Annotated in this window: 22 protein-coding genes and 1 pseudogene; 17 read left to right on the top strand and 6 right to left on the bottom strand. The window is 73.9% G+C overall.

The features are described from left to right. Positions 1 to 25 precede the first annotated feature (25 nt). A complete protein-coding gene (locus tag AB0J40_RS37000; protein ID WP_364462928.1) occupies positions 26 to 1,219 on the top strand; it encodes a S8/S53 family peptidase in 1,194 nt (397 codons plus the stop codon). A 2-nt stretch (positions 1,220 to 1,221) separates the two neighbouring features. Here the strand turns inward: AB0J40_RS37000 and AB0J40_RS36995 are convergent, their stop codons facing one another. Beyond that, complete coding sequence (locus AB0J40_RS36995) at positions 1,222 to 2,184, bottom strand: zinc-binding dehydrogenase (protein ID WP_364462925.1); 963 nt, start codon at positions 2,182 to 2,184, stop codon at positions 1,222 to 1,224. Positions 2,185 to 2,336: 152 nt separating this feature from the next. Between AB0J40_RS36995 and AB0J40_RS36990 the strand changes: the two genes are divergently transcribed. The 3 genes from AB0J40_RS36990 to AB0J40_RS36980 all read left to right on the top strand — a co-directional run bounded on the left by AB0J40_RS36990 (position 2,337) and on the right by AB0J40_RS36980 (position 5,453). Then, a complete protein-coding gene (locus AB0J40_RS36990; RefSeq protein ID WP_364462922.1) occupies positions 2,337 to 3,461 on the top strand; it encodes a serine hydrolase domain-containing protein in 1,125 nt (374 codons plus the stop codon). 41 nt (positions 3,462 to 3,502) lie between these two features. Then, on the top strand, positions 3,503 to 3,661 hold the full coding sequence (locus AB0J40_RS36985) for a hypothetical protein (protein ID WP_364462919.1): 159 nt from the start codon (positions 3,503 to 3,505) through the stop codon (positions 3,659 to 3,661). A gap of 112 nt (positions 3,662 to 3,773) precedes the next feature. Then, on the top strand, positions 3,774 to 5,453 hold the full coding sequence (locus tag AB0J40_RS36980) for an alpha/beta fold hydrolase (protein WP_364462916.1): 1,680 nt from the start codon (positions 3,774 to 3,776) through the stop codon (positions 5,451 to 5,453). Here the strand turns inward: AB0J40_RS36980 and AB0J40_RS36975 are convergent. Continuing rightward, positions 5,450 to 6,343, bottom strand: a complete 894-nt coding sequence (locus AB0J40_RS36975) for an SDR family oxidoreductase (protein WP_364462913.1) — start codon at positions 6,341 to 6,343, stop codon at positions 5,450 to 5,452. The two genes, AB0J40_RS36980 and AB0J40_RS36975, sit on opposite strands and share 4 nt — an antisense overlap. A gap of 93 nt (positions 6,344 to 6,436) precedes the next feature. Here AB0J40_RS36975 and AB0J40_RS36970 point away from each other — a divergent pair, with 93 nt between their 5' ends. Continuing rightward, the gene (locus AB0J40_RS36970) at positions 6,437 to 7,015 is read left to right on the top strand and encodes a helix-turn-helix domain-containing protein (protein WP_364462910.1); all 579 of its coding nucleotides are present in this window, start codon (positions 6,437 to 6,439) and stop codon (positions 7,013 to 7,015) included. Here the strand turns inward: AB0J40_RS36970 and AB0J40_RS36965 are convergent. After that, positions 6,991 to 7,752, bottom strand: a complete 762-nt coding sequence (locus AB0J40_RS36965; protein WP_364462905.1) for a methyltransferase — start codon at positions 7,750 to 7,752, stop codon at positions 6,991 to 6,993. The genes AB0J40_RS36970 and AB0J40_RS36965 overlap by 25 nt on opposite strands. 167 nt (positions 7,753 to 7,919) lie before the next feature. On the opposite strand from AB0J40_RS36965, the gene AB0J40_RS36960 reads away from it, so the two are divergent. The 4 genes from AB0J40_RS36960 (at position 7,920) to AB0J40_RS36945 (ending at position 9,969) form a co-directional block, all read left to right on the top strand. Continuing rightward, positions 7,920 to 8,309 carry an STAS domain-containing protein gene (locus tag AB0J40_RS36960; protein WP_364462902.1) on the top strand — a complete coding sequence of 130 codons (390 nt, stop codon included), beginning with the start codon at positions 7,920 to 7,922 and terminating at the stop codon, positions 8,307 to 8,309. Further along, positions 8,306 to 9,088, top strand: coding sequence for a GAF and ANTAR domain-containing protein (locus AB0J40_RS36955; protein WP_364462899.1), 783 nt, complete (start codon positions 8,306 to 8,308; stop codon positions 9,086 to 9,088). The genes AB0J40_RS36960 and AB0J40_RS36955 overlap by 4 nt, the downstream gene beginning before the upstream one ends. Before the next feature lie 98 nt (positions 9,089 to 9,186). After that, the gene (locus tag AB0J40_RS36950; protein WP_364462896.1) at positions 9,187 to 9,624 is read left to right on the top strand and encodes an Hsp20/alpha crystallin family protein; all 438 of its coding nucleotides are present in this window, start codon (positions 9,187 to 9,189) and stop codon (positions 9,622 to 9,624) included. Between the two features lie 63 nt (positions 9,625 to 9,687). Further along, positions 9,688 to 9,969, top strand: coding sequence for a hypothetical protein (locus tag AB0J40_RS36945; RefSeq protein WP_364462893.1), 282 nt, complete (start codon positions 9,688 to 9,690; stop codon positions 9,967 to 9,969). A 35-nt stretch (positions 9,970 to 10,004) separates the two neighbouring features. On the opposite strand, the gene AB0J40_RS36940 is transcribed toward AB0J40_RS36945, so the two are convergent. After that, positions 10,005 to 10,367 (bottom strand): STAS domain-containing protein, encoded by a 363-nt coding sequence (locus AB0J40_RS36940; protein ID WP_364462891.1) that lies wholly within the window; start codon positions 10,365 to 10,367, stop codon positions 10,005 to 10,007. 106 nt (positions 10,368 to 10,473) lie between these two features. Here AB0J40_RS36940 and AB0J40_RS36935 point away from each other — a divergent pair, with 106 nt between their 5' ends. Further along, positions 10,474 to 10,938: an SRPBCC family protein gene (locus AB0J40_RS36935; protein ID WP_364462889.1), complete on the top strand. Its 465-nt coding sequence runs from the start codon at positions 10,474 to 10,476 to the stop codon at positions 10,936 to 10,938. Positions 10,939 to 11,082: 144 nt separating this feature from the next. Then, positions 11,083 to 13,065 (top strand): amino acid transporter, encoded by a 1,983-nt coding sequence (locus AB0J40_RS36930; protein WP_364462886.1) that lies wholly within the window; start codon positions 11,083 to 11,085, stop codon positions 13,063 to 13,065. On the opposite strand, the gene AB0J40_RS36925 is transcribed toward AB0J40_RS36930, so the two are convergent. Both AB0J40_RS36925 and AB0J40_RS36920 read right to left on the bottom strand, forming a co-directional pair. Further along, positions 12,960 to 13,697, bottom strand: coding sequence for a cytochrome c oxidase assembly protein (locus AB0J40_RS36925; RefSeq protein WP_364462884.1), 738 nt, complete (start codon positions 13,695 to 13,697; stop codon positions 12,960 to 12,962). The two genes, AB0J40_RS36930 and AB0J40_RS36925, sit on opposite strands and share 106 nt — an antisense overlap. Then, a pseudogene (locus tag AB0J40_RS36920) lies at positions 13,694 to 13,867 on the bottom strand (DUF2243 domain-containing protein); the annotation flags it as partial. The pseudogene AB0J40_RS36920 and the gene AB0J40_RS36925, both read right to left, overlap by 4 nt. A 158-nt stretch (positions 13,868 to 14,025) precedes the next feature. On the opposite strand from AB0J40_RS36920, the gene AB0J40_RS36915 reads away from it, so the two are divergent. The 6 genes from AB0J40_RS36915 to infA all read left to right on the top strand — a co-directional run bounded on the left by AB0J40_RS36915 (position 14,026) and on the right by infA (position 18,725). Beyond that, positions 14,026 to 14,892, top strand: a complete 867-nt coding sequence (locus AB0J40_RS36915; RefSeq protein ID WP_364462882.1) for a hypothetical protein — start codon at positions 14,026 to 14,028, stop codon at positions 14,890 to 14,892. Then, entirely contained in the window at positions 14,892 to 15,302 is a 411-nt protein-coding gene (locus AB0J40_RS36910) for a phage holin family protein (protein ID WP_364462879.1), read from the top strand. Before AB0J40_RS36915 ends, AB0J40_RS36910 begins: the two co-directional genes overlap by 1 nt. Next, positions 15,299 to 15,907 (top strand): DUF3618 domain-containing protein, encoded by a 609-nt coding sequence (locus AB0J40_RS36905; RefSeq protein WP_364462877.1) that lies wholly within the window; start codon positions 15,299 to 15,301, stop codon positions 15,905 to 15,907. The genes AB0J40_RS36910 and AB0J40_RS36905 overlap by 4 nt, the downstream gene beginning before the upstream one ends. Positions 15,908 to 16,012: 105 nt before the next feature. Next, a complete protein-coding gene (locus AB0J40_RS36900; protein ID WP_364462874.1) occupies positions 16,013 to 17,515 on the top strand; it encodes a phosphodiester glycosidase family protein in 1,503 nt (500 codons plus the stop codon). 216 nt (positions 17,516 to 17,731) lie between these two features. Further along, on the top strand, positions 17,732 to 18,514 hold the full coding sequence (locus AB0J40_RS36895; RefSeq protein ID WP_364462871.1) for a GNAT family N-acetyltransferase: 783 nt from the start codon (positions 17,732 to 17,734) through the stop codon (positions 18,512 to 18,514). After that, positions 18,504 to 18,725, top strand: a complete 222-nt coding sequence (gene infA, locus AB0J40_RS36890) for a translation initiation factor IF-1 (RefSeq protein ID WP_364462868.1) — start codon at positions 18,504 to 18,506, stop codon at positions 18,723 to 18,725. The genes AB0J40_RS36895 and infA overlap by 11 nt, the downstream gene beginning before the upstream one ends. Positions 18,726 to 18,729: the final 4 nt, after the last annotated feature.

Raw genomic sequence — 18,729 nt, 5'->3', positions numbered from 1 at the left:
CACCACATCGAGGAGGGGGATCGCGATGTCCGAAAACGGCCCTTACCAGCCCGACGCCGCCGAACACGTGGAGCCCGACGAGCTGATCGTCGACCTGCGCGAGCGCGACCTCGTGGGGCCCGCGCTCGAGAAGCTGGGCATCGCCGTCACCCACGAAGACCGGATCGAGCCCTTCGACCTGGCGAAGCTGAAGCTGGCCTACCCGGAAGGCCTCGGCTTCGAGATGACCATCGACCCGGTGCTGGCCGAGCTGCGCCGCCGGTTCGCGGCGCGCTGCGGCGGCTGGGTCCCGTTGCTGGGCAAGAACCGGACGCTGAGCAACCAGTTCGGGGCCTACCCGCAGACCCGTTCGCAATCGGACTTCGACCCCTCCCCCGCGGAGCGGCCGGAGGGCACGGGCGCCGGCCCGTCGGCGGGCCGCGGGGTCCGGGTCGGGATCCTCGACACCAAGCTCTACCGCCACCCCGACCTCGAAGGTCACTACGAAACACCGGCCACCGGCACGACCTTCGACGCTCCGGCCCCGGACGCGGAAACTCCGTGGGAGAACGGGCACGCCACGTTCGTGGCGGGCCTGGTACTGGCCCAGGCCCCGGCGGCGACCCTGGTGGTGCGCGACGTCCTGGGACCGGACGGCCGGGCTCCGGTGTGGGCCACCGTCAAGAAGCTGGCCGAGTTCCTCGACGACGACATCCACATCCTGAACCTCGCCATGGGCACGCGGGCGGCGCAGGACGAGGACGGGGACTGCCCAGCGGCCGTGCGCCGGGCGATCGAGCGGCTGAGCCCCCACATGGTGATCGTGGCCGCCGCCGGCAACCACGGCGAGATCCCCGGTCTCCGCAACGGCCTCACGCGGACCGCGCCGACCTGGCCGGCCGCGCTCGCCGGCGTCGTCGCGGTCGGGGCCACCCAGCCGGACGGCACGCCGGCGCCGTACAGCCCGAACCTGCCGTGGGTCACCTGCACCGCCCCGGGCGACGGGCTCACCAGCACCTACCTGCCCGGCAACGTCCAGCTGCGCACCGGTCAGGTGCAGGAGTTCCACGGCTACGCCACGTGGAAGGGAACCTCCTTCGCCACGGCCACCGTGAGCGGGGCCATCGCCGCCCGCACCAGGCCCGGCGAGGTGACCGCGGCCGGGGCCTTCCACGCCGCGCTGGCCGCCGGCGACGTCGTCAAGCCGTACGCCTGGCGGGACGAGGCGGTGTTCGGCTGAGGTCAGGGGACGACGACCAGCTTCCCGCTCGCCTGGTCGTCCTCCATGTACCGGTGGGCGTCGGCGATCTCGGCCAGCCGGAAGACCCGGTCGACGTTCGGCCGGTACACCCCGGCCTCGACCTCGCCGACGATCCGCTGGAGCACGTCCGCGCGGCCCTTCATGTCGTCGCTGTGGAAGGCCGTCAGGCGGGTGCCGGACGGGATCATCGCCACCGGCTGGAAGTCCGCGATCGACCAGCCGCTCAGCGACCCCGCGACGCAGACCGTGCCGCCGCGGCGGACCACGCGAAGGGAGTCCACCGCGGTGCGGGCGCCGACCAGGTCCAGCACGTGGTCGGGGCCGTCGGGCCACGGCAGCTCCAGCGGCCCGCCGTCGTCGACGACGACGTGGGCGACGCCGGCCGCGGTCAGCGCGGCCGCCTTGTCCGGCCGGCGGGTCGTCGCCGCGATCTCGGCGCCGCGGCCCGCCGCGATCGACGCCGCCGCCAGCCCCACCGACGACGTCCCGCCGCGGATCAGCAGCCGGGTCCGGCCGAGGCCCAGGGTGTCCAGCGCGCCCTGGGCGGTCAGGTACGTCTCGGGCAGCGCGGCCAGCACTTCCCAGGGCAGCGCCGTCGTGAGCGGCATCAGCAAAGCGTTGGGCAGCAACGCGTATTCCGCGTAGCCGCCGTCGAACTCCCGCCCCATCTCGCCCATCACCGCCGCGACGGTCGTGCCCTCCGGCAGCGCCGGGTCGGTCGACTCCGCCACGACACCCACGCATTCGATCCCGAGCACGCGCGGGAACCGCACGTTCGGCGAATGCCCCTGCCGGGTCCGCAGTTCCGACCGGTTCAGGCCGGCCCCCAGCACCCGGACGAGGCTCCAGCCGTCCCGCACCGACGGCACCGGCACCTCGCGGATCTCCAGCACCTCCGGCCCACCGGCTCCGACGCAGACCGCCGCGCGCATAGTCGTGCTCACGGGCGCGACCGTGCCACGCCGAGATCGGCCCGGCAACGCCTTTTTCGCGCGGTAGTGCCAGCGCTACCCGCGATCCGGTGGCCCGCGCTACTGATCTTCGTGCCGGATTCGAGCAGCATTTCCGCTATCGATCCGGACCTGGAGGAGAAACGATGCGCAAGGGTGTGGCGATCTTGACCGTGGCGGGCCTGCTGGGCACCGTCACCACGGCCGCGGCGGCGGCGGACACCAAGTCCCCGGTGCAGGACAGCCTCAACGCACTGGTGAGCCAGGAGAAGTTCCCCGCGGCCCTCGCCTGGGTCGGCGACAGGGGCTCCTCGACGTCGCTGGTCGCCGGGTCCGCCCGGCTGGACCGCCGCGTGCCCGTGCCGCGCGACGGCCGGGTCCGGGCGGGCAGCAACACGAAGACATTCACCGCGGTCGTCGTCCTGCAGCTGGTGGCCGAGGGCAAGGTGAAGCTGGACGCGCCGATCGAGCAGTACCTGCCCGGGCTGGTACGCGGCGAGGGCATCGACGGCCGCGCCATCACCGTCCGGCAGCTGCTGCAGCACACCAGCGGGCTGCCGAACTACACCGAGTACCTCGGCGTCGAGAACTTCGAGGACGTGCAGCACAAGTTCTTCCAGCCGCACGACCTGCTCGCCGCGGCGCTGGCCCACCCGGCGAAGTTCGCGCCCGGGACGAAGTGGGAGTACAGCAACACCAACTACCTGCTGGCCGGCCTGCTGATCGAGCACGTGACCGGGCGCCCGGTGCAGGAGCAGATCACCGAGCGCGTGATCGAGAAGGCGGGCCTGCGCGACACGTACTGGCCGCAGCCCGGCGACCAGACCGTCCAGGGACCGCACCCGCACGGCTACGCGCTGGCGAACAGCACGGGCACGACGGTCGTCGACGCGACCGAGATGGACCCGTCGTGGGGCGGCGCGGCCGGGCAGCTGATCTCGACGCCGAGCGACCTCGCGAAGGTGGCGCGGGCCCTGCTCGAAGGCCGGCTGCTGCCGCCCGCGCAGCTCGCGGAGATGCGCAAGACGGTCGACGCGCCGCTGTTCCCGGGCTGGCAGTACGGCCTCGGCGTCTTCCGCGTCCCGCTGAGCTGCGGCGGCGTGTACTGGGGCCACGGCGGCGACATCGACGGCTACGAGACCCGCGGCGGCGCCACCGAGGACGGCCGTTCGGTCGGCTTGGCGGTGACCGCGCTGCCGGGCACGTTCGGCGACGGCGAGAAGGCGGCGAAGGCCGTCCTGTCCGCAGTGGACACCGCGTTCTGCTCGTGACGGGCCCGCTTGGCGCGGTGGTTCCCGGGTAACCGGGTCCCATGACCGAAGCCGAGAACGGACCCGTCACTCCCGACGCGCCGCGCCCGCCCGGCACGCCGGAGATCGACCTCGACGTCCCCGTCCCGGAGACCGAGCGCGAGGAGCCCGAGCACCAGGACGTCGACGAAGACGCCGTGCACCCCGAACCGCCGAGCTGATCACCGGATCGAGGGAAATCGCGGTGCCGTCGGGGGTCTTCGGGCTGCCCGCGCCCGTCCCGCCGTGCTTGGGTGTTCCCGGGTTGCCGGGGAGCGAGGAAGGAAAGCTGCGGTGCGGACGTCCAAAGCGGGACTGGCGGTCGCCGTCTCGATCCTGGTGGCGGCGACGGCACCGGCCGCGGCGACCACGCCCGATCCGCTCGCGCCGTACCTGACGCAGAAGGTCGAGTGGGGCAGCTGCCCGTTCAAGGGCGGCAAGGCCCAGTGCGCGCGGATCACCGTGCCGCGGGACTGGTCCGCGCCGTCGCCGGGGACCGACCTCAAGGTGGCGATCAGCCGCGCCGCCGCGACCGGCGAGCGGCGGGGCGCGATCCTGGTCAACCCGGGCGGGCCCGGCGGCCAGGGCACGTCGCTCGCGGGCGCGCTGGCCGGCCTGGAACCGGCGGTGAACGAGCACTTCGACTTCGTCGGCATGGACCCGCGCGGCACCGGCCAGGAAGGCGGCGACGACGAGGGGTTCGTCTGCCGGGTGCCGACCGGGCGGCTGCCCGCCGAAGCCGATCTCGACGCGCGCGACCGCTCGGCCGCCAGCATCGCGGCCCACCAGCGGACGCCGCGCGCGGTGGCCGAGGCCTGCCAGAGCGACGCGCTCGCGCCGTTCGTCACGACGTGGCAGACCACGCACGACATGGACCTGATCCGCGCGCTGCTGGGCGACGAGAAGCTGAACTACCTCGGCTACTCCTACGGCACGTGGCTCGGCGCCAAGTACGCGTCGCTGTTCCCGGAGCACGCCGGCCGGGTGGTCCTCGACTCCAGCGTCAACTTCGAGGGCAGGCTGCAGGCGGCGTTCGAGGCGTTCCCGAAGATCGACCAGCGCCAGTTCGACCGCGTCTACGCGCCGTGGCTGGCCCGGCGGTTCCCGGACCAGCTCGGCAAGACCGTCGGCGAGGTCAAGAGGACCTACGAGCGGGTGCGCGGGTACTTCCGCGGCCAGGGCGTCTCGCCGGACGTCTTCGACCACGTCTTCGTCGGCAACGGCAGCACGAGGCAGTGGCTGGTCGGCGCGCTGGTCCTGACCAAGGGCGTGGCGGCCCTCGACGGCACGAAGCCGGCCCCGCCCGCCGCGCTGGCGGCCGACCTCGACCGCGCGTCCCGCGCGGAGTTCGGCGTGCCGTTGGCCCGCCTGACGGCGGCGGACGTGGCGCCGCCCGAGCCCGACTACGCGGACGTGGGCGGCACCCGCCTGGCCGTGGCGTGCGGCGACCAGCCGACCCGCGCGGCGAGCTGGTACAAGCTGCTGAGCGACCTGCAGGGCCCGGCCTACCCGCTGTTCGGCTGGGCGTACGGGCTGGGCGAGCCGTGCGGGTTCTGGTCCGACCTCCCGCGCCACCAGCTGCCGACGCTGCCGGTGGAGGCGGCGAAGAACGTGCTGGTGGTACAGGGCGAGTTCGACCCGCAGACGGGCTACGAGCAGGCCGAGGCCGCGGCGCGGGCGGCCGGCGTCCCGATGGTGTCGGTGGCGGATTCGCCGTTCCACGGCCAGTACGCGGTCAGCGGCAATTCCTGTGTGGACGGTCTGGTGAGCGGCTTCTTCCTCGGCGCTCCCCGCCCGGCGGCGACGATCTGCCCGGGGGTGCCGTTGCCGGGCGAGAAGTCGGTGTTCCCGGTGCCGGGCCCGGCGGGCGACGCGACCGGGCAACCGGTCCCGGAGCCGGCCGCACGTGACGCGCTTTCGCCTGCGCGGGAACGGCTCCAGGACCGGATCAGCACGGTCAACCGCGGCGGCTAACCCGAGTACGCGCCGCCGTCGAGGTCCTCGATCAGCGTCGGGCCGCTCGGCTCCCAGCCCAGCAGTTCGCGCGTCGCCGCGCTCGTCGCCGCCAGGTCCATCGCGAAGAACCCGCCGATCCACCCGTAGTGCGCCGCCACGTCGTCCGGGTCGACCGACGCGACCGGCAGGTCGAACGCCCGGCCGATCGCCTCCGCGATCACCTTCGTCGGCACGCCCTCCTCGGCCACCGCGTGCAGCCGCGTGCCCGCGGGGGCCTTCTCCAGGCCGAGGACGACCATGCGCGCCGCGTCCGTCACGTGGACCGCCGCCCAGCGGTTGGTGCCGTCGCCGGGGTAGGCGGAAACGCCCTTCTCGCGGGCGATCGCCGACAGGACCGCGATGAACCCGTGGTCGCCGGTGCCGTGCACGGTCGGCGAGAACCGCAGGCTCACCGGCCGCACGCCGCGGTCGGCGTACTCCAGCGCCAGGTTCTCCGCGCCGCCGCGCGGGGAGTCCGGGCCGTGGAACGGGGACGCGTCGGCTTCGGTCGCCGGCCGGCCCTGCCGGATGCCGGCGACCCCGGATGCCAGCAGCAGCGGGCGGCCGCTGCCGGAGAGGGCGTCGCCGATGGTTTCGACCGCGGCCCGCTCGGCCGCGTTCGACACCGCCGGGTTGGCGAAGTCGTGCTTGTTCGCCAGGTGGATGACGGCGTCGGCCGCCTCGGCGCCGGCCCGGAGGCCGGCCAGGTCGTCGAGGTCGCCGCGGCGGACCTCGGCGCCCTTCGCCGCCAGCTTGGCGGCGGACGCGTCGGACCGGGCCAGCCCGGTGACCTCGTGGCCGGTGGCGAGCAGCTCGTCGACGACGGCGGAGCCGATCCAGCCGGAGGCTCCGGTGACGAAAACGCGCATGGCGTGAACTCCTTGGTGAAGAGTGGATGTCAGTGGCTGACATCGCCACCCTACGCTTCCACGTCAGCCGCTGTCATCACCTAGAATCGACGCATGGCGCGCTGGGAACCCGGAACCGCGGAACGGCTGCAGAAGGCCGCGCTCGAGCTGTTCGCCACCCGCGGCTACGAGCAGACGACCGCCGCGGAGATCGCCCAGGCCGTCGGCCTCACCGAACGCACCTTCTTCCGGCACTTCAGCGACAAGCGCGAGGTGCTCTTCCAGGGGCAGGAACAGCTGGTCCGGGCGTTCCTCGACGGCATCGAGGCCGCCGCGCCGGACGCGTCGCCGTTCGAAGTGGTCGCCGGCGCGCTGCGGTCGGCGGCGACCTTCTTCCCGGACGAGCGCCGCCCGCACGCCCGCACGCGGCAGTCCGTGATCGACCGCAACCCCGCGCTGCAGGAACGCGAGCACCACAAGCTCACGACCATGGCCACGACGGTCGCCGCCGCCCTGCGTGCCCGGGGCGTCGACGAGGTCGCGGCGACGCTGGCGGCGGAGTCCGGCGCGACCGTGTTCGGGATCGCGTTCACCCGCTGGCTGCGGGAGGAGCGGTCACTGGCCGACATCGCGGCCGAAGTGCTGGACGAGCTGCTGACGCTGGCCGCTCAGGCCTTGCGCCCCACGAGGTGAAAGACGCGGCTGAGCCGGCGGTAGGGATCGCGACGGCCCGCCTCGAACTCGACGGCCGCGACCCGGCCCGCGTCGGCCGGGTCCACCTCGGCGCCGGCGAACCCGAGCCAGTCGACGAACAGCCAGACCCCGTACCACCGCACGGGTTCCACGCCCCGGGCCCGGATCAGCTCGCTCAGCTCCTCGACGGTGTCGGCGCGGGTCGGGACGCCCAGCACGCCGATCTCGCTCCGGGCGTCGAACGCGGCCAGCGCGTCGTCCCACCGCCGCTCCAGCGCCGGCCGGACCGCCATCGCGTGGGCGTTGCCCGCCATGATCGAGACCACGCCCCCGGACGCGGCGAGGCGGCACAGCCGGTCGACCACCGGCTCCGGCCGCTCGAGGTACCCGAGGACGCCGTGGCACAGGACCGCGTCGAAGCGCCGGCCGCCGACAGCTTCCTCGGCGTGCTCGCCGTCGGCCTCGACGAACGTCACGCGTTCGGCGCCCGGGCGTTGCCGCGCCTTGGCCAGCATCGCGGGCGACGGGTCCAGCAGCGTGACCTCGTACCCGGCGCCGGCCAGCGGGAAGGACTGGTGCCCGGCGCCGCCGCCGACGTCGAGCACGGTGGCCGGCGGGGGCGGGAGGTGTTCCAGCAGCTGGCGGTGCAGGACGTAGGTGCGCACGCGGCCCTTCACCGACGCGTAGGCGTCGTCGGCGAACGGGCCCGCCAGCGCGGCCCAGGTGTCGTCACCCACCCGGAGCACGGTACCGGCGCGCGCCTGGTGACTCCGGATGCCGCGCGGGGGTAGTGTCGTCGTCGCTGCGGTTGAGCACAGCAGCCGCCTCCTGGAACCCGAGGGCCCGCGCTCCCGCGCCGGCCGGGACCGGCGGGCCCGGCCCGCCTCATCGAGGTGAGTGAGCCATGCACGACACCATCACCCGTCCGGGCGTCGCCCTGCTGGCGGGCATCCCGGCCCGGACGGCGATCACGACGACGGCCGAACGCACGGTCGTCGCCGTCTCCGGCGAACTGGACCTGGCGCGCACGGACCGCCTGGCGTCGTTGCTGGGCGAAGAGCTCGACCTGGCGCCGCGAGCGCTGGTCGTCGACCTGACCGGGCTGACCTTCTGCTCGGCCCGCGGACTGGGCGTGGTGCTGGACGCGGTGTCGGCGGCCCGCGCGGCGGGCGTGCCGGTGGCCGTCGTCGCCGAGGGCCGGGCGGTGCTGCGGCCGGTCCGGGCGCTGGGGCTCGAGGACGAGCTGCCCCTGCACCGGACGCTCGCCGAGGCCGAGGACCGGCTCGCACCGTGACCGCTGAGCAGGAGTGGCAGCGCGACAAGGAAACCTTCGTCGCCGGCACGACCCGGCCCGGCCCGCTCGCCGCGGAGTTCGCCCGGCTGACCGGCCGGCTGCTGACCGCCCCCAGCGTCGAGGACGTCCTCGAGCGCGTCCTCGAGGCCACCACCCTGATGGTTCCCTCCGCCGACCTCGCCAGCTTCACGCTCATCGACGCCGACGGGCAGTTCCACACGCCCGCGGAGACCGGCGAGGTGGCCATCCAGCTCGACCTGCTGCAGTACCGGTTCCGGGAGGGGCCGTGCGTCGACTCCGCGGAGCCGGCCGGGCCCGCCGTCGCGGACTCGCCCGACCTCGCCGACGAGCCCCGCTGGCCGCGGTGGGCACCCGCCGCGGCGGAGCTCGGCGTGCGGGCCGTCGTCTCCACCGCGCTCATCCCGGGTGCACCGTCCGGTCCGTCCGTGGGCGCGCTGAACGTCTACTCGCGTTCCCCGAACGGGCTGGACGAAGCCGACCGCGACGTCCTCCTGCTGCTGGCCACGCACGCGTCGCTGGCGCTGGCGGCCACCGACGCCGTCACCCGCGGCGAGCTGCAGGCGGCGCACCTGCGCAAGGCGATCGACAGCCGGGACGTGATCGGCCAGGCCAAGGGCATCATCATGGCCCGCCGCGGCGTCTCGGCCGACGAAGCGTTCGACGTCCTGCGGCGCACGTCCCAGGACCTGAACGTCAAGCTGGCCGAGCTGGCCGGGACCCTCGCCGACCGGCACACCGAGATCGACCTGCCCGGCTGACGTCATCATTTCGATGACTTCCCTCTTGTCATCGTTGCGACGACATGTTAGAACAGTAGTGCGTGTTGACACCCCGATCGTCGAACAGGAGGAGAACGATGTTGATGCGCACCGACCCGTTCCGCGAGCTCGACCGCTTCGCCCAGCAGGTCTTCGGCACGCCGGGCACGTGGTCCAAGCCGGCCGCGATGCCGATGGACGCCTACCGCTCGGGTGACGAGTTCGTGGTCTGCTTCGACCTGCCCGGCGTGACCAAGGACGCCATCGAGCTCGATGTCGAGCGCAACGTCCTGACCGTCAAGGCCGAGCGCCGGCCCCTCCCCGGCGGCGACGACGTCCAGATGCAGGTCTCCGAACGCCCGCTCGGCGTCTTCTCCCGCCAGCTCTTCCTCGGCGACACCCTCGACGTCGACCACATCAAGGCCGAGTACGAGGCCGGCGTCCTGACCCTGCGGATCCCGGTCGCCGAGAAGGCGAAGCCGCGCCGCATCGAGATCGGCGGCGCGGAGTCCGACCGGAAGCAGATCAAGGCCTGACGCACCCCGCCCGCGGCGGACCGGTACCGGCCGGTCCGCCGCGAAGGGCTTTCGAGGAACAGCATGACCGATCCCGTCCAGGCCGCGGCGGAGCGGATCTTCGCCGCGGCCGAAGAAGTCGGCACCACGCGGCAGGAGGCAGTGCTCGTCACGCGCGCGGTGCACGCGGTCAAGAACGGCCGCCCCACCGACGTCGCGCTCACGGACTCCGGGACACACCGGCGGCGCCGGCTCGCCCACGTCGTCGGCTGCGCGCTGTGGGACCCGGCCCTCGACGCGGACGCGGTGCTGGCGGCCGTCACGAGCACCGCACGGACCGCACGCCCGGCGGCTTCGGCGGCCTGACCGCACGCCCCACAGTGGACAAGTCCACTGTGGACCTACGACCCGCCGCGGATCCACGCGCAGGCATCGTCGACGGTCGCGTGCACCGCGAACGCCTCGTCCAGCCTGCTGATCCGCACCGCGCGCAGCACCGCGTACCCGTCGGCGACCACGGCGAGCGGCACGCCGTCCGCCGTGGTCTCCGCCGCGATTTCGGCCAGCACCTGCAGGCCCGCGGAACCGCAGAACCCGATCCCGCCCAGGTCGACGACGAGCGCACCCGGCCGGTCGGCCAGCACGGCCTTGGCCCGGGCGCGCAGCACCGGCGCGGTGCCGAGGTCCAGGTCTCCGTCGGCCGCGACGACGACGGCTCCGGGCACCGTGCGCACCCGCACGGTCAGCGTCCGCTCGCCGGTCATCGCGCCCTCCCTTCCACCGGTGCCCGACTCTAGGCGGCCCGCATCGTTTTGTCATCGATTTGCCGGGTAACCGGAGCGGGACCACATCAGGAAGGAGACGCCCACGATGAGCACCGTGACCGAGACCGTCGACGTCGAAACCGATGTCCGCACCGCGTACAACCAGTGGACCCAGTTCGAGTCCTTCCCGCACTTCATGGAAGGCGTCGACGAGATCCGGCAGCTCGACGACACGCACACGCACTGGAAGATCAGCGTCGGCGGGCAGACGCGCGAATTCGACGCGACGATCACCGAGCAGCACCCCGACGAGCGCGTCGCGTGGCGGTCGGACTCCGGCCCGAACCACGCGGGCGTGGTGACGTTCCACCGCCTCGACGACCGGCACACGCGGGTGACCGCGCAGCTGGACATCGACCCGGAGGGCTTCGTCGAGAACGTCGCCGACAAGCTCGGCGTCCTCGACCGCCGGGTCAAGGCCGACCTGGGCCGGTTCAAGACGTTCATCGAGGAACGCGGCGGCCGCGAGACCGGCGCGTGGCGCGGCGACGTGCGGCGGCCCGGGAGCTGAGCCACCCCCGTGCACGCCCCCGCCGTCACCGGTGACGGCGGGGGCGTTCGCGCCCGTGCCCGACACCACCCCGGCCCGCGCGGGCCGCCCGTCCCCCATCCGGCATCCTGGTGCCCGGAGTTGTCCAGCGATGAGGGGACGAGGATGGGTGCTTCGCCCGAGGTGACCGTGCCGGCGATTGTCGACAGCCCCGTGCCGCCGAAGCCGCCGTCCTCCGGGCTGGCCCGGTGGCTGCTGGAGCACCGGGTGGCCCCCGTCGGCAGGCAGGGCGGCGAGGACCACGGCACCCCGCAGGCCTGGTGGAAGGTCATGTGCCTGACCGGCGTCGACTACTTCTCCACCCTCTCCTACCTGCCCGGCATCGCCGCGCTCGCCGCCGGGGCGCTCTCGCCGCTGGCGACCCTGCTGATCGTCGCGCTGACGCTGCTCGGCATGCTGCCGATGTACCGCCGGGTCGCGCGGGAAAGCCCGCACGGGCAGGGTTCGGTCGCGATGCTGGAGGACCTGCTGCCGTTCTGGCGCGGGAAGCTGTTCGTCCTCACGCTCCTCGGCTTCGTCGCGACGTCGTGGATCATCACCATCACGCTGTCCTCGGCCGACGCGACCGTGCACATGCTGGAGAACCCGTACCTGCCGGGCTTCCTGCACGGCCACGCCGTGCTCATCACCGTCGTGCTGCTGCTGATCCTCGGCGGGGTCTTCCTGCTGGGCTTCAGCGAGGCGGTCGGCGTCGCCATCCCGCTCGTCGCGGTCTTCCTGGTGCTCAACGCGATCGTCACGGTCGTCGGCGTCGTCGACCTGCTCGGCGACTCGACGGCCCTCTCCCACTGGACCGACGCGCTGACCGCGGGCGGCGGCGGGTTCGGCGGCATCGTCGGGCCGGCCGTGATCGCCTTCCCGCTGCTGGTGCTGGGCCTCTCCGGGTTCGAAACCGGGGTCAGCATGATGCCGCTGGTCGCCGCGGAAGGGAAGACGCCGGAAGAGAAGCTCGAATCGCGGATCCGCAACACGCGCAAGCTGCTGACGGCCGCCGCGCTGATCATGTCCGTCTTCCTGATCGCGACCAGCTTCGTCACGACGGTGCTGATCCCGGCGGACGCGTTCAAGGACGGCGGCGAGGCCAACGGCCGGGCCATGGCCTACCTCGCCCACCACGAGCTGGGCGAGATCTTCGGCACCGCCTACGACATCAGCAGCGTCCTGATCCTGTGGTTCGCCGGCGCGTCGGCGATGGCCGGGCTGATCAACATCGTCCCGCGGTACCTGCCGTCCTACGGCATGGCGCCGGAGTGGGGCCGCGCGGTGCGGCCGGTCGTGCTCGTCTACACGGCGATCAGCATCCTCATCACCGTCGCCTTCGGCGCCGACGTCAACGCGCAGGCCGGGGCCTACGCCACCGGGATCCTCGCGATGATGGTGTCCGGCTCGGTCGCCGTGAGCATCTCGGCGATCCGGCGGCGCCAGCGCGGTGCCGCGATCGGGTTCGTCGTTCTGACGCTCGTTCTGCTGTACGCACTCGTGGAGAACGTCGTCGAGAAGCCGGACGGCATCGCCATCTCGGCCCTGTTCATCCTCGGCATCATCGTCGTCTCGCTGGTGTCGCGGGTTTCGCGGACGACCGAGCTGCGGGCCGAGCGCATCGAGTTCGACGACGAGGCCCGCCGGTTCGTCACCGACTCCCTCGCCAACGACGGCGCGCTGCACATCGTCGCGAACCGCCGCCAGGGCGGCGACGAAGCCGAGTACTCGGCCAAGGAGGCCGAACAGCGCGCGATGAACCCGGTGCCCGGCGCGGCCGACATCCTGTTCCTCGAGATCGACGTGGTGGACCCGTCGGAGTTCAGCAACGTGCTGAAGGTGCGCGGCGTCGAGGTCGACGGCTACCGCATCCTGCGCGCGGACAGCCCGGCCGCGCCGAACGCGATCGCGGCGATCCTGCTGGCCCTGCGCGACGTCACCGGCGTCCGGCCGCAGTGCCACTTCGAGTGGTCGGAGGGCAACCCGCTCGGGCACCTGTTCCGCTATCTGATCCTGGGCCGCGGCGACACCGCCCCGGTGGTCCGGGAAATCATCCGCAGCGCGGAGAAGGACCCGGCGCGCCGTCCGGGCATCCACGTCGGCGGCTGACCGCGGCGACGGCCCGGCCGCGGGCGGCGTACCAGCTCAGCGCGACGACGGCGAGGGCCGTGCCCGGCCAGCACGGCGTGCGCGGCCGCGGCACCCACCAGCGCGGCCGCGCGCGGACCGAGGCCGGCCCGGTGGTGCAGCGGGTCGAGCCGGCACACCGACGCCGTGAACAGGACGCCGGCCGCCACGACGTGCGCGTGGACGAGGACGTGCAGCCACGGGTCGCGGCCGGCCGCGGCGAACAGGCCGGTCCGGTAGAGCAGCCACAGGCTCCCGGCGTCGAGGACGGCCGCGACCGGTGGGTACGTCAGCACCGCCGGCGGGACGGACCGCAGCACCGGCTTGAGCCGGCGGCGCACCACGGCGGGGGCGGTCCGCAGCAGCAGCGTCACCGGGCGGGCGAGCACCAGCAGGAGCGGCGCCAGCATGCCCGCCACGACGTGCTGCAGCACGTGTCCGGTGAACCCGGGCGCGGCCGGGAAGATCGCGGCGGCGACGCCGGTGGCGAAACCGGCGTCGCGCACGGGTGGCCACCGGTCGCCGCGGCCGCGCAAGCGCCACGCGCCCAGTTCGTAGGCCGCGAACACCACCACGGCCAGGATCGCCGTGGCCGGGCCGCCGTGTCCCGTCACACCGTCTTCGTACGGCGCAGGAGCAGCACGCCGGCGGCGAGGGCCCGGCCGGACAGCCGGTCGCCGCGCCGCAGGTCGGCGACGAGCACGAGGCCGAACACGAGGGCGAACCAGCCGAACGCGTGGAAGAGCCCGTCGGAGACCAGGCCGGCGTCGGTCGTCGAGCCGTCGTAGAAATGGTGCCGACCTCCGGCACACCCACCTCCCCGAGCGGGCTACCCCGGTTCCACGCGGACACGCATGCCGGTTTATGCCGGTACGGCCCGGGTAGCCCGGCGCTCAACGAAGCCGAGGGCACCGGAAGTGCCTCTCCCGCAAGGAGGTCGAGATGACACACGGATCCGGCGGCCAGTCGCCGCCGTCGACGACGGAAACCGCGAAGGTCGAAGCCCGCGAGGTGGCCACGACGGCCGCGGACCGCGGCGGCGAGGTCGCGCAAACCGCCGCGCAGGAAGCGAAACACGTCGCCCAGCACGCCCAGCACGAAGCACGCGACCTCCTCCGCGAAGGCCGCGCGCAGCTCGAGGCGCAGGCCAAGGACGGCCAGCGGAAGGCGGCGCAGAGCCTCCACCAGCTGTCGGACCAGCTGGGCCGGATGGCCGAGCAGACCGACTCCCCCGGCGTCGCCGCGGACGTCGCGCGGCAGGTGTCGGAGCGGACGCGGTCGGTCGCGGACTGGCTGGAGCACCGCGAGCCCGGTGACCTGCTCGACGAGGTGCGGCGCTTCGCCCGCCGCCGTCCCGGGACCTTCCTGGTGGGTGCGGCGGTGGCCGGCGCCCTCGTCGGCCGGCTCACCCGCGGCGTCGTCGCCCAGCAGCAGCAGGAGAACTCGGGCGGTTCCCCGGACGGGCGGGCGGCCGCGGCCGCCCCGGCGCCGCACCCGGGACCGGCCGGGGTCCCGCCGGTGCCCCCGGCGCCCGGTCCCGGCGGGACGGGGTACCCGCCGCCGGTCGCGCCGGGCGGGTACAACGCACCGCAGCCGGGCGGGCCGGTCGGTCCCGACGGCCTCATCGCGCCCCAGCCCGGCCCGGGCGGCCTCACCGCACCCCAGCCCGGTCCCGGTGCGGCCGACGCACCGCCGCCCGGCCCCGGCGGCGCCGACGCGCCGCCGACCACGCCCGGCGGGTTCGCCGCACCCCCGCCCCCGCCGCTCCCGCAGCCGAGCCGGCACACCGCGCCCGGGCAGGTGCCGTGATGACGCAGCCACCCGGTCCCCACCCGGACGTCGCCGACAGCTCGGTCGGCGAGCTGATGTCCAACGTGATGAAGGACCTCTCCACCCTGGTGCGCCAGGAGGTCGAGCTGGCCAAGGCCGAAACGAAGGCCGAAGCCACGAAGGCGGCCAAGGGCGCCGGCATGTTCGGCGGCGCCGGGTTCGCCGGCTACATGGTCCTGCTGTTCCTGTCCGTCGCGCTCTGGCAGGGCCTGGAGAACGTGCTGGACGGGGGCTGGGCGGCGCTGATCGTGGCCGCGGTGTGGGCGATCGCCGGCGCGGTCCTGTACGCCACCGGGCGCAGCGAGTTCCGCCGGATCAACCCGAAACCCGAACGCACCGTCGAGACCCTGCAGCAGGTTCCCGACGCACTGAAAGGCGAACGACCATGACCGAACCGGACCGGATCCGCCGCGAGATCGAAGGCACGCAACGGAACCTGAGCACCGACGTCAACGCGCTGACCGAGAAGGTGAGCCCCGGCCGCATCGTCGAACGCCGGGTCGGCCGGGTGCGGGCGGCGTTCGGGAACGCGAAGGAGCGGGTCATGGGCACCGCGGACCACCACGTTTCGGCGGCCGGCGACAAGGTGGGCGAGGTCGCCTCGACCGCGCAGGACAAGGTGAGCTCCGCGGCCGACGCGGTGTCCGAAGCCCCGCAGCAGATCCGCCGCGGCACGCAGGGCAACCCGCTGGCGGCCGGCCTGATCGCGTTCGGCGCGGGCTGGCTGGTGTCGTCGCTGCTGCCGGCGAGCGAGCCGGAGCGCAAGCTGGCGAGCCAGGCGACGGACCTGGCCCGCGAGCAGCTGGCCCCGGTCGCCCAGCACGCGGCGGAGGAGCTCAAGGAGAACCTGCGCGAACCGGCGCAGCAGGCGATGGAGTCGGTGAAGTCCGAAGTGGCCGACAGCGCGTCGACGGTGCAGGAGGAAGCGCGCTCGGCCACGGGCGACGTCACCGACCGGGCGCAGGAGGCGCAGCAGAACGTGCGGTCGTCGTGAGACCCGGGCACGGCGCGTCCGGTGGGGTCGTGCCGTGCCCGTCCGCACCCGGGAGTTCAACCGGAACCCACGCGCGGTCCACCCGCGCGGGGTAGCTTGCTCCGCGTGAAGACGAGGACGCCGCTCGCCCTGGCCCTGTCCGCCGCGCTCACCCTCGCGCTGAGCTCCCCGGCCTCGGCCGCCGGCGACGTCCTCGCGCCGGGGCTGACCGTCTCCACCACCGTCACCGGTGCGGGGACCGGCCACAACTCCTGGACCGTCACCACGCAGGTGCCCGGCGGGTCGAGCCCAGATCCGGACGCGCCGCCGTCCGTGCTCGGGACCCGCGAGCACGCCGACGCCCTCGTGCTCGCTTTGCGGGGCAAGGGTTTCGCCGCGCGAGCCGAAGAGGTCGACTGGCCCGCTTTCGCCGACACCCCGCGGGGTCCGCTCGGCTGGCGGGTGCGGGTCGGCTCGTTCGCCGACCGCGCGCAGGCCGCCGCCACCGCGAGCGCGATGGCCGCGAACGGCTTCACCGGCGCCGTCGAGTGGACGGGTCAGGACGGGCCGGAAGCGCAAGGGCCGCAACGCGTCCGCGTCGCCGTCGTGGATCCGCGGCGGTTCCGCGGCGACGTCGTGGCCTCGCACGGCGAGTCCGTCGCGGGACGGCGCACGACGTCGGCGCTCGCGGCCGCGGCCGGGGCGCTCGTCGGGACCAACGGCGGCTTCTTCGTCATCGACCCGCGCGACGGCATCCCCGGCGAACCGGCCGGCATCGGCGTCTACCAGGGTCTCCTGCAGAGCGAAGCCACCGCCGGGCGGCCCGCGCTGCTGCTCGGCGCGCGGCCGGCGATCGGCGTCCCGCGCACCGCCGTCACCGTCGGCGGCCGCGAGGTCAACGGCGTGAACCGCAAGCCGGGCCTGATCCGCAACTGCGGCGAGCCCGGCGACGTCCCGACGGACCGGCCGCTGCACGACACGACGTGCACCCACCCGGACGAACTGGTGCTCTTCACCCCGCAGCTCGGCACGCCGACCCCGGCCGGCGACGGCGTCGAAGCCGTGCTGGACGCGCGCGACGTCGTCACGGCGGTGCGTCCGGCCGGCGGGGAAGTGCCCGCGGGCGGGCACACCGTGCAGGGCATCGGCGCGGCGGCGACGTGGCTGACCGGGCACGCGCGGCCCGGCACGAAACTGCCGGTCGCGACGCACGTCTTCGACGCCGGCCGGCCGGTCCACCCCACCGGCGTGGTCAACGGCGGCCCGTGGCTGGTCCGCGACGGCCGGATCGCGGTGAACGCGGCTTCGGACGGCATCGTGCACCCGGGCGACCCGTCGTTCGTCTACGGCTGGGGCGTCAAGCGCAACCCCCGCACGATGGTCGGCGTCGACCGCCAGGGGCGGCTGCTGATCGTCACGGCCGACGGGCGTCAACCGGGCTTCGCCGAAGGGCTGTCGCTGCTCGAGGGCGCGAAGCTGATGGCGCGGCTGGGCGCGGTGACGGCGATCAACCTCGACGGCGGCGGCTCGACGGCGATGGCGATCGAGGGCAAGCTGGTCAGCTCGCCGTCGGACGCGACGGGCGAACGCCCGGTCGGCGACGCGCTGCTGGTCCTGCCGCGGCGGTGACCCAGCCGAGGGCCGCGGTGGACACACCGCGCCGCCGGTAAATGAGTTGGGCGCGGGGGTGCCGGGTCGCTATCGTGCCGGGGACCGTGACTCGACGCCGGGAGGTGAGCCCCATGAACGCTGTTTCGATGTGGGTGCTCCCCTCGTCGTCACGGTCGGGCGACTGACGTAGGGGTCGCCGGGAGCGCTTCGAGCACTCCCGAGAGGTACGAACCCATGCAAACCACGCATTTCACTTCGGGCGAACCCGCGGTGGTGATCACGCGGGTCGCGCCACGCCACTGGCACGCGCTGGACGACGACGTCGTGGCCGGCCGCGGCGAAGCCACCACCCGGCCCGACGGGCGGACCTTCCTCAGCATCGACGCCTGGCACCGCTCGGTCTTCGACCGGCTCGCCGACGCGATGCTCGCGGACCTGCCCACGCCCCTGTACACCGTCGTCGACGAAGTCCACACCGACCTGACCGCCGGGTGGGAGCGAGCCGGCTTCACGATCCGCCGTCGCGAGTGGGAGTACGTGGTGCCCACCCGGCAGCGGCCCGCGGCGCCGCCACCAGGGGTGACGCTGGTGCCGCGCGGCTCGGCCGCGGAAGGTCCGCTGCGCGAGCTGGACCGCGTGATCCGGGCCGAGGTCGAGGCGGGCGTCGGCTGGCAGGAGATGCCGGCCGAGGTGCTGCCCCGGCCGGCCGGGGACACCATCGTGGACCCGGCGTTGTACGCCGCCGCGGCCGAGGGGGACGAGTACGTCGGCCTGGTCCGGGTGGTCCAGGTGCCGCGGCTGCCGCGCATCGGCCTGCTCGCGGTCCGCGCGGACCGGCAGCGCCGCGGCATCGCCCGTGCGCTGCTGGCCGACGTCCTCGGCTCGTTGCACGCGGCGGGCATCCCCACGGCGACGGCGGAAGTGAGCGAAGCCAACGCGGCGGCGACGGCGCTGTTCGAAAGCGTCGGCGCCCGGCGGGCGAGCAGCACCCTGGAGCTGGTGCGCCATGGCGAATAAGGGCGGCATCGAAGTCGAGGGCACCGTGATCGAGTGCCTGCGCAACGCCACCTTCAAGGTGGAACTGCCGAACGGGCACCACGTCCTGGCCCACATCAGCGGGAAGATCCGGAAGAACTACATCAAGATCCTGCCGTTCGACCGGGTCCTGGTGGAGCTGAGCCCGTACGACCTCGCCCGAGGCCGGATCCTGTTCCGCTACCGCACGTAGTACC

The organism is Amycolatopsis sp. NPDC049691, from assembly GCF_040675005.1.
Taxonomy (GTDB): Bacteria; Actinomycetota; Actinomycetes; order Mycobacteriales; family Pseudonocardiaceae; genus Amycolatopsis.
This window is presented reverse-complemented; position numbering and strand designations above follow the sequence as displayed.

Coding starts and splice junctions, on each gene's coding strand:
- AB0J40_RS37000 (WP_364462928.1), top strand. CDS start 26: ATGTCCGAAAACGGCCCTTACCAGCCCGACGCCGCCGAACACGTGGAG.
- AB0J40_RS36990 (WP_364462922.1), top strand. CDS start 2,337: ATGCGCAAGGGTGTGGCGATCTTGACCGTGGCGGGCCTGCTGGGCACC.
- AB0J40_RS36985 (WP_364462919.1), top strand. CDS start 3,503: ATGACCGAAGCCGAGAACGGACCCGTCACTCCCGACGCGCCGCGCCCG.
- AB0J40_RS36975 (WP_364462913.1), bottom strand. CDS start 6,343: ATGCGCGTTTTCGTCACCGGAGCCTCCGGCTGGATCGGCTCCGCCGTC.
- AB0J40_RS36970 (WP_364462910.1), top strand. CDS start 6,437: ATGGCGCGCTGGGAACCCGGAACCGCGGAACGGCTGCAGAAGGCCGCG.
- AB0J40_RS36960 (WP_364462902.1), top strand. CDS start 7,920: ATGCACGACACCATCACCCGTCCGGGCGTCGCCCTGCTGGCGGGCATC.
- AB0J40_RS36950 (WP_364462896.1), top strand. CDS start 9,187: ATGTTGATGCGCACCGACCCGTTCCGCGAGCTCGACCGCTTCGCCCAG.
- AB0J40_RS36945 (WP_364462893.1), top strand. CDS start 9,688: ATGACCGATCCCGTCCAGGCCGCGGCGGAGCGGATCTTCGCCGCGGCC.
- AB0J40_RS36940 (WP_364462891.1), bottom strand. CDS start 10,367: ATGACCGGCGAGCGGACGCTGACCGTGCGGGTGCGCACGGTGCCCGGA.
- AB0J40_RS36935 (WP_364462889.1), top strand. CDS start 10,474: ATGAGCACCGTGACCGAGACCGTCGACGTCGAAACCGATGTCCGCACC.
- AB0J40_RS36930 (WP_364462886.1), top strand. CDS start 11,083: ATGGGTGCTTCGCCCGAGGTGACCGTGCCGGCGATTGTCGACAGCCCC.
- AB0J40_RS36915 (WP_364462882.1), top strand. CDS start 14,026: ATGACACACGGATCCGGCGGCCAGTCGCCGCCGTCGACGACGGAAACC.
- AB0J40_RS36910 (WP_364462879.1), top strand. CDS start 14,892: ATGACGCAGCCACCCGGTCCCCACCCGGACGTCGCCGACAGCTCGGTC.
- AB0J40_RS36905 (WP_364462877.1), top strand. CDS start 15,299: ATGACCGAACCGGACCGGATCCGCCGCGAGATCGAAGGCACGCAACGG.
- AB0J40_RS36895 (WP_364462871.1), top strand. CDS start 17,732: ATGCAAACCACGCATTTCACTTCGGGCGAACCCGCGGTGGTGATCACG.
- infA (WP_364462868.1), top strand. CDS start 18,504: ATGGCGAATAAGGGCGGCATCGAAGTCGAGGGCACCGTGATCGAGTGC.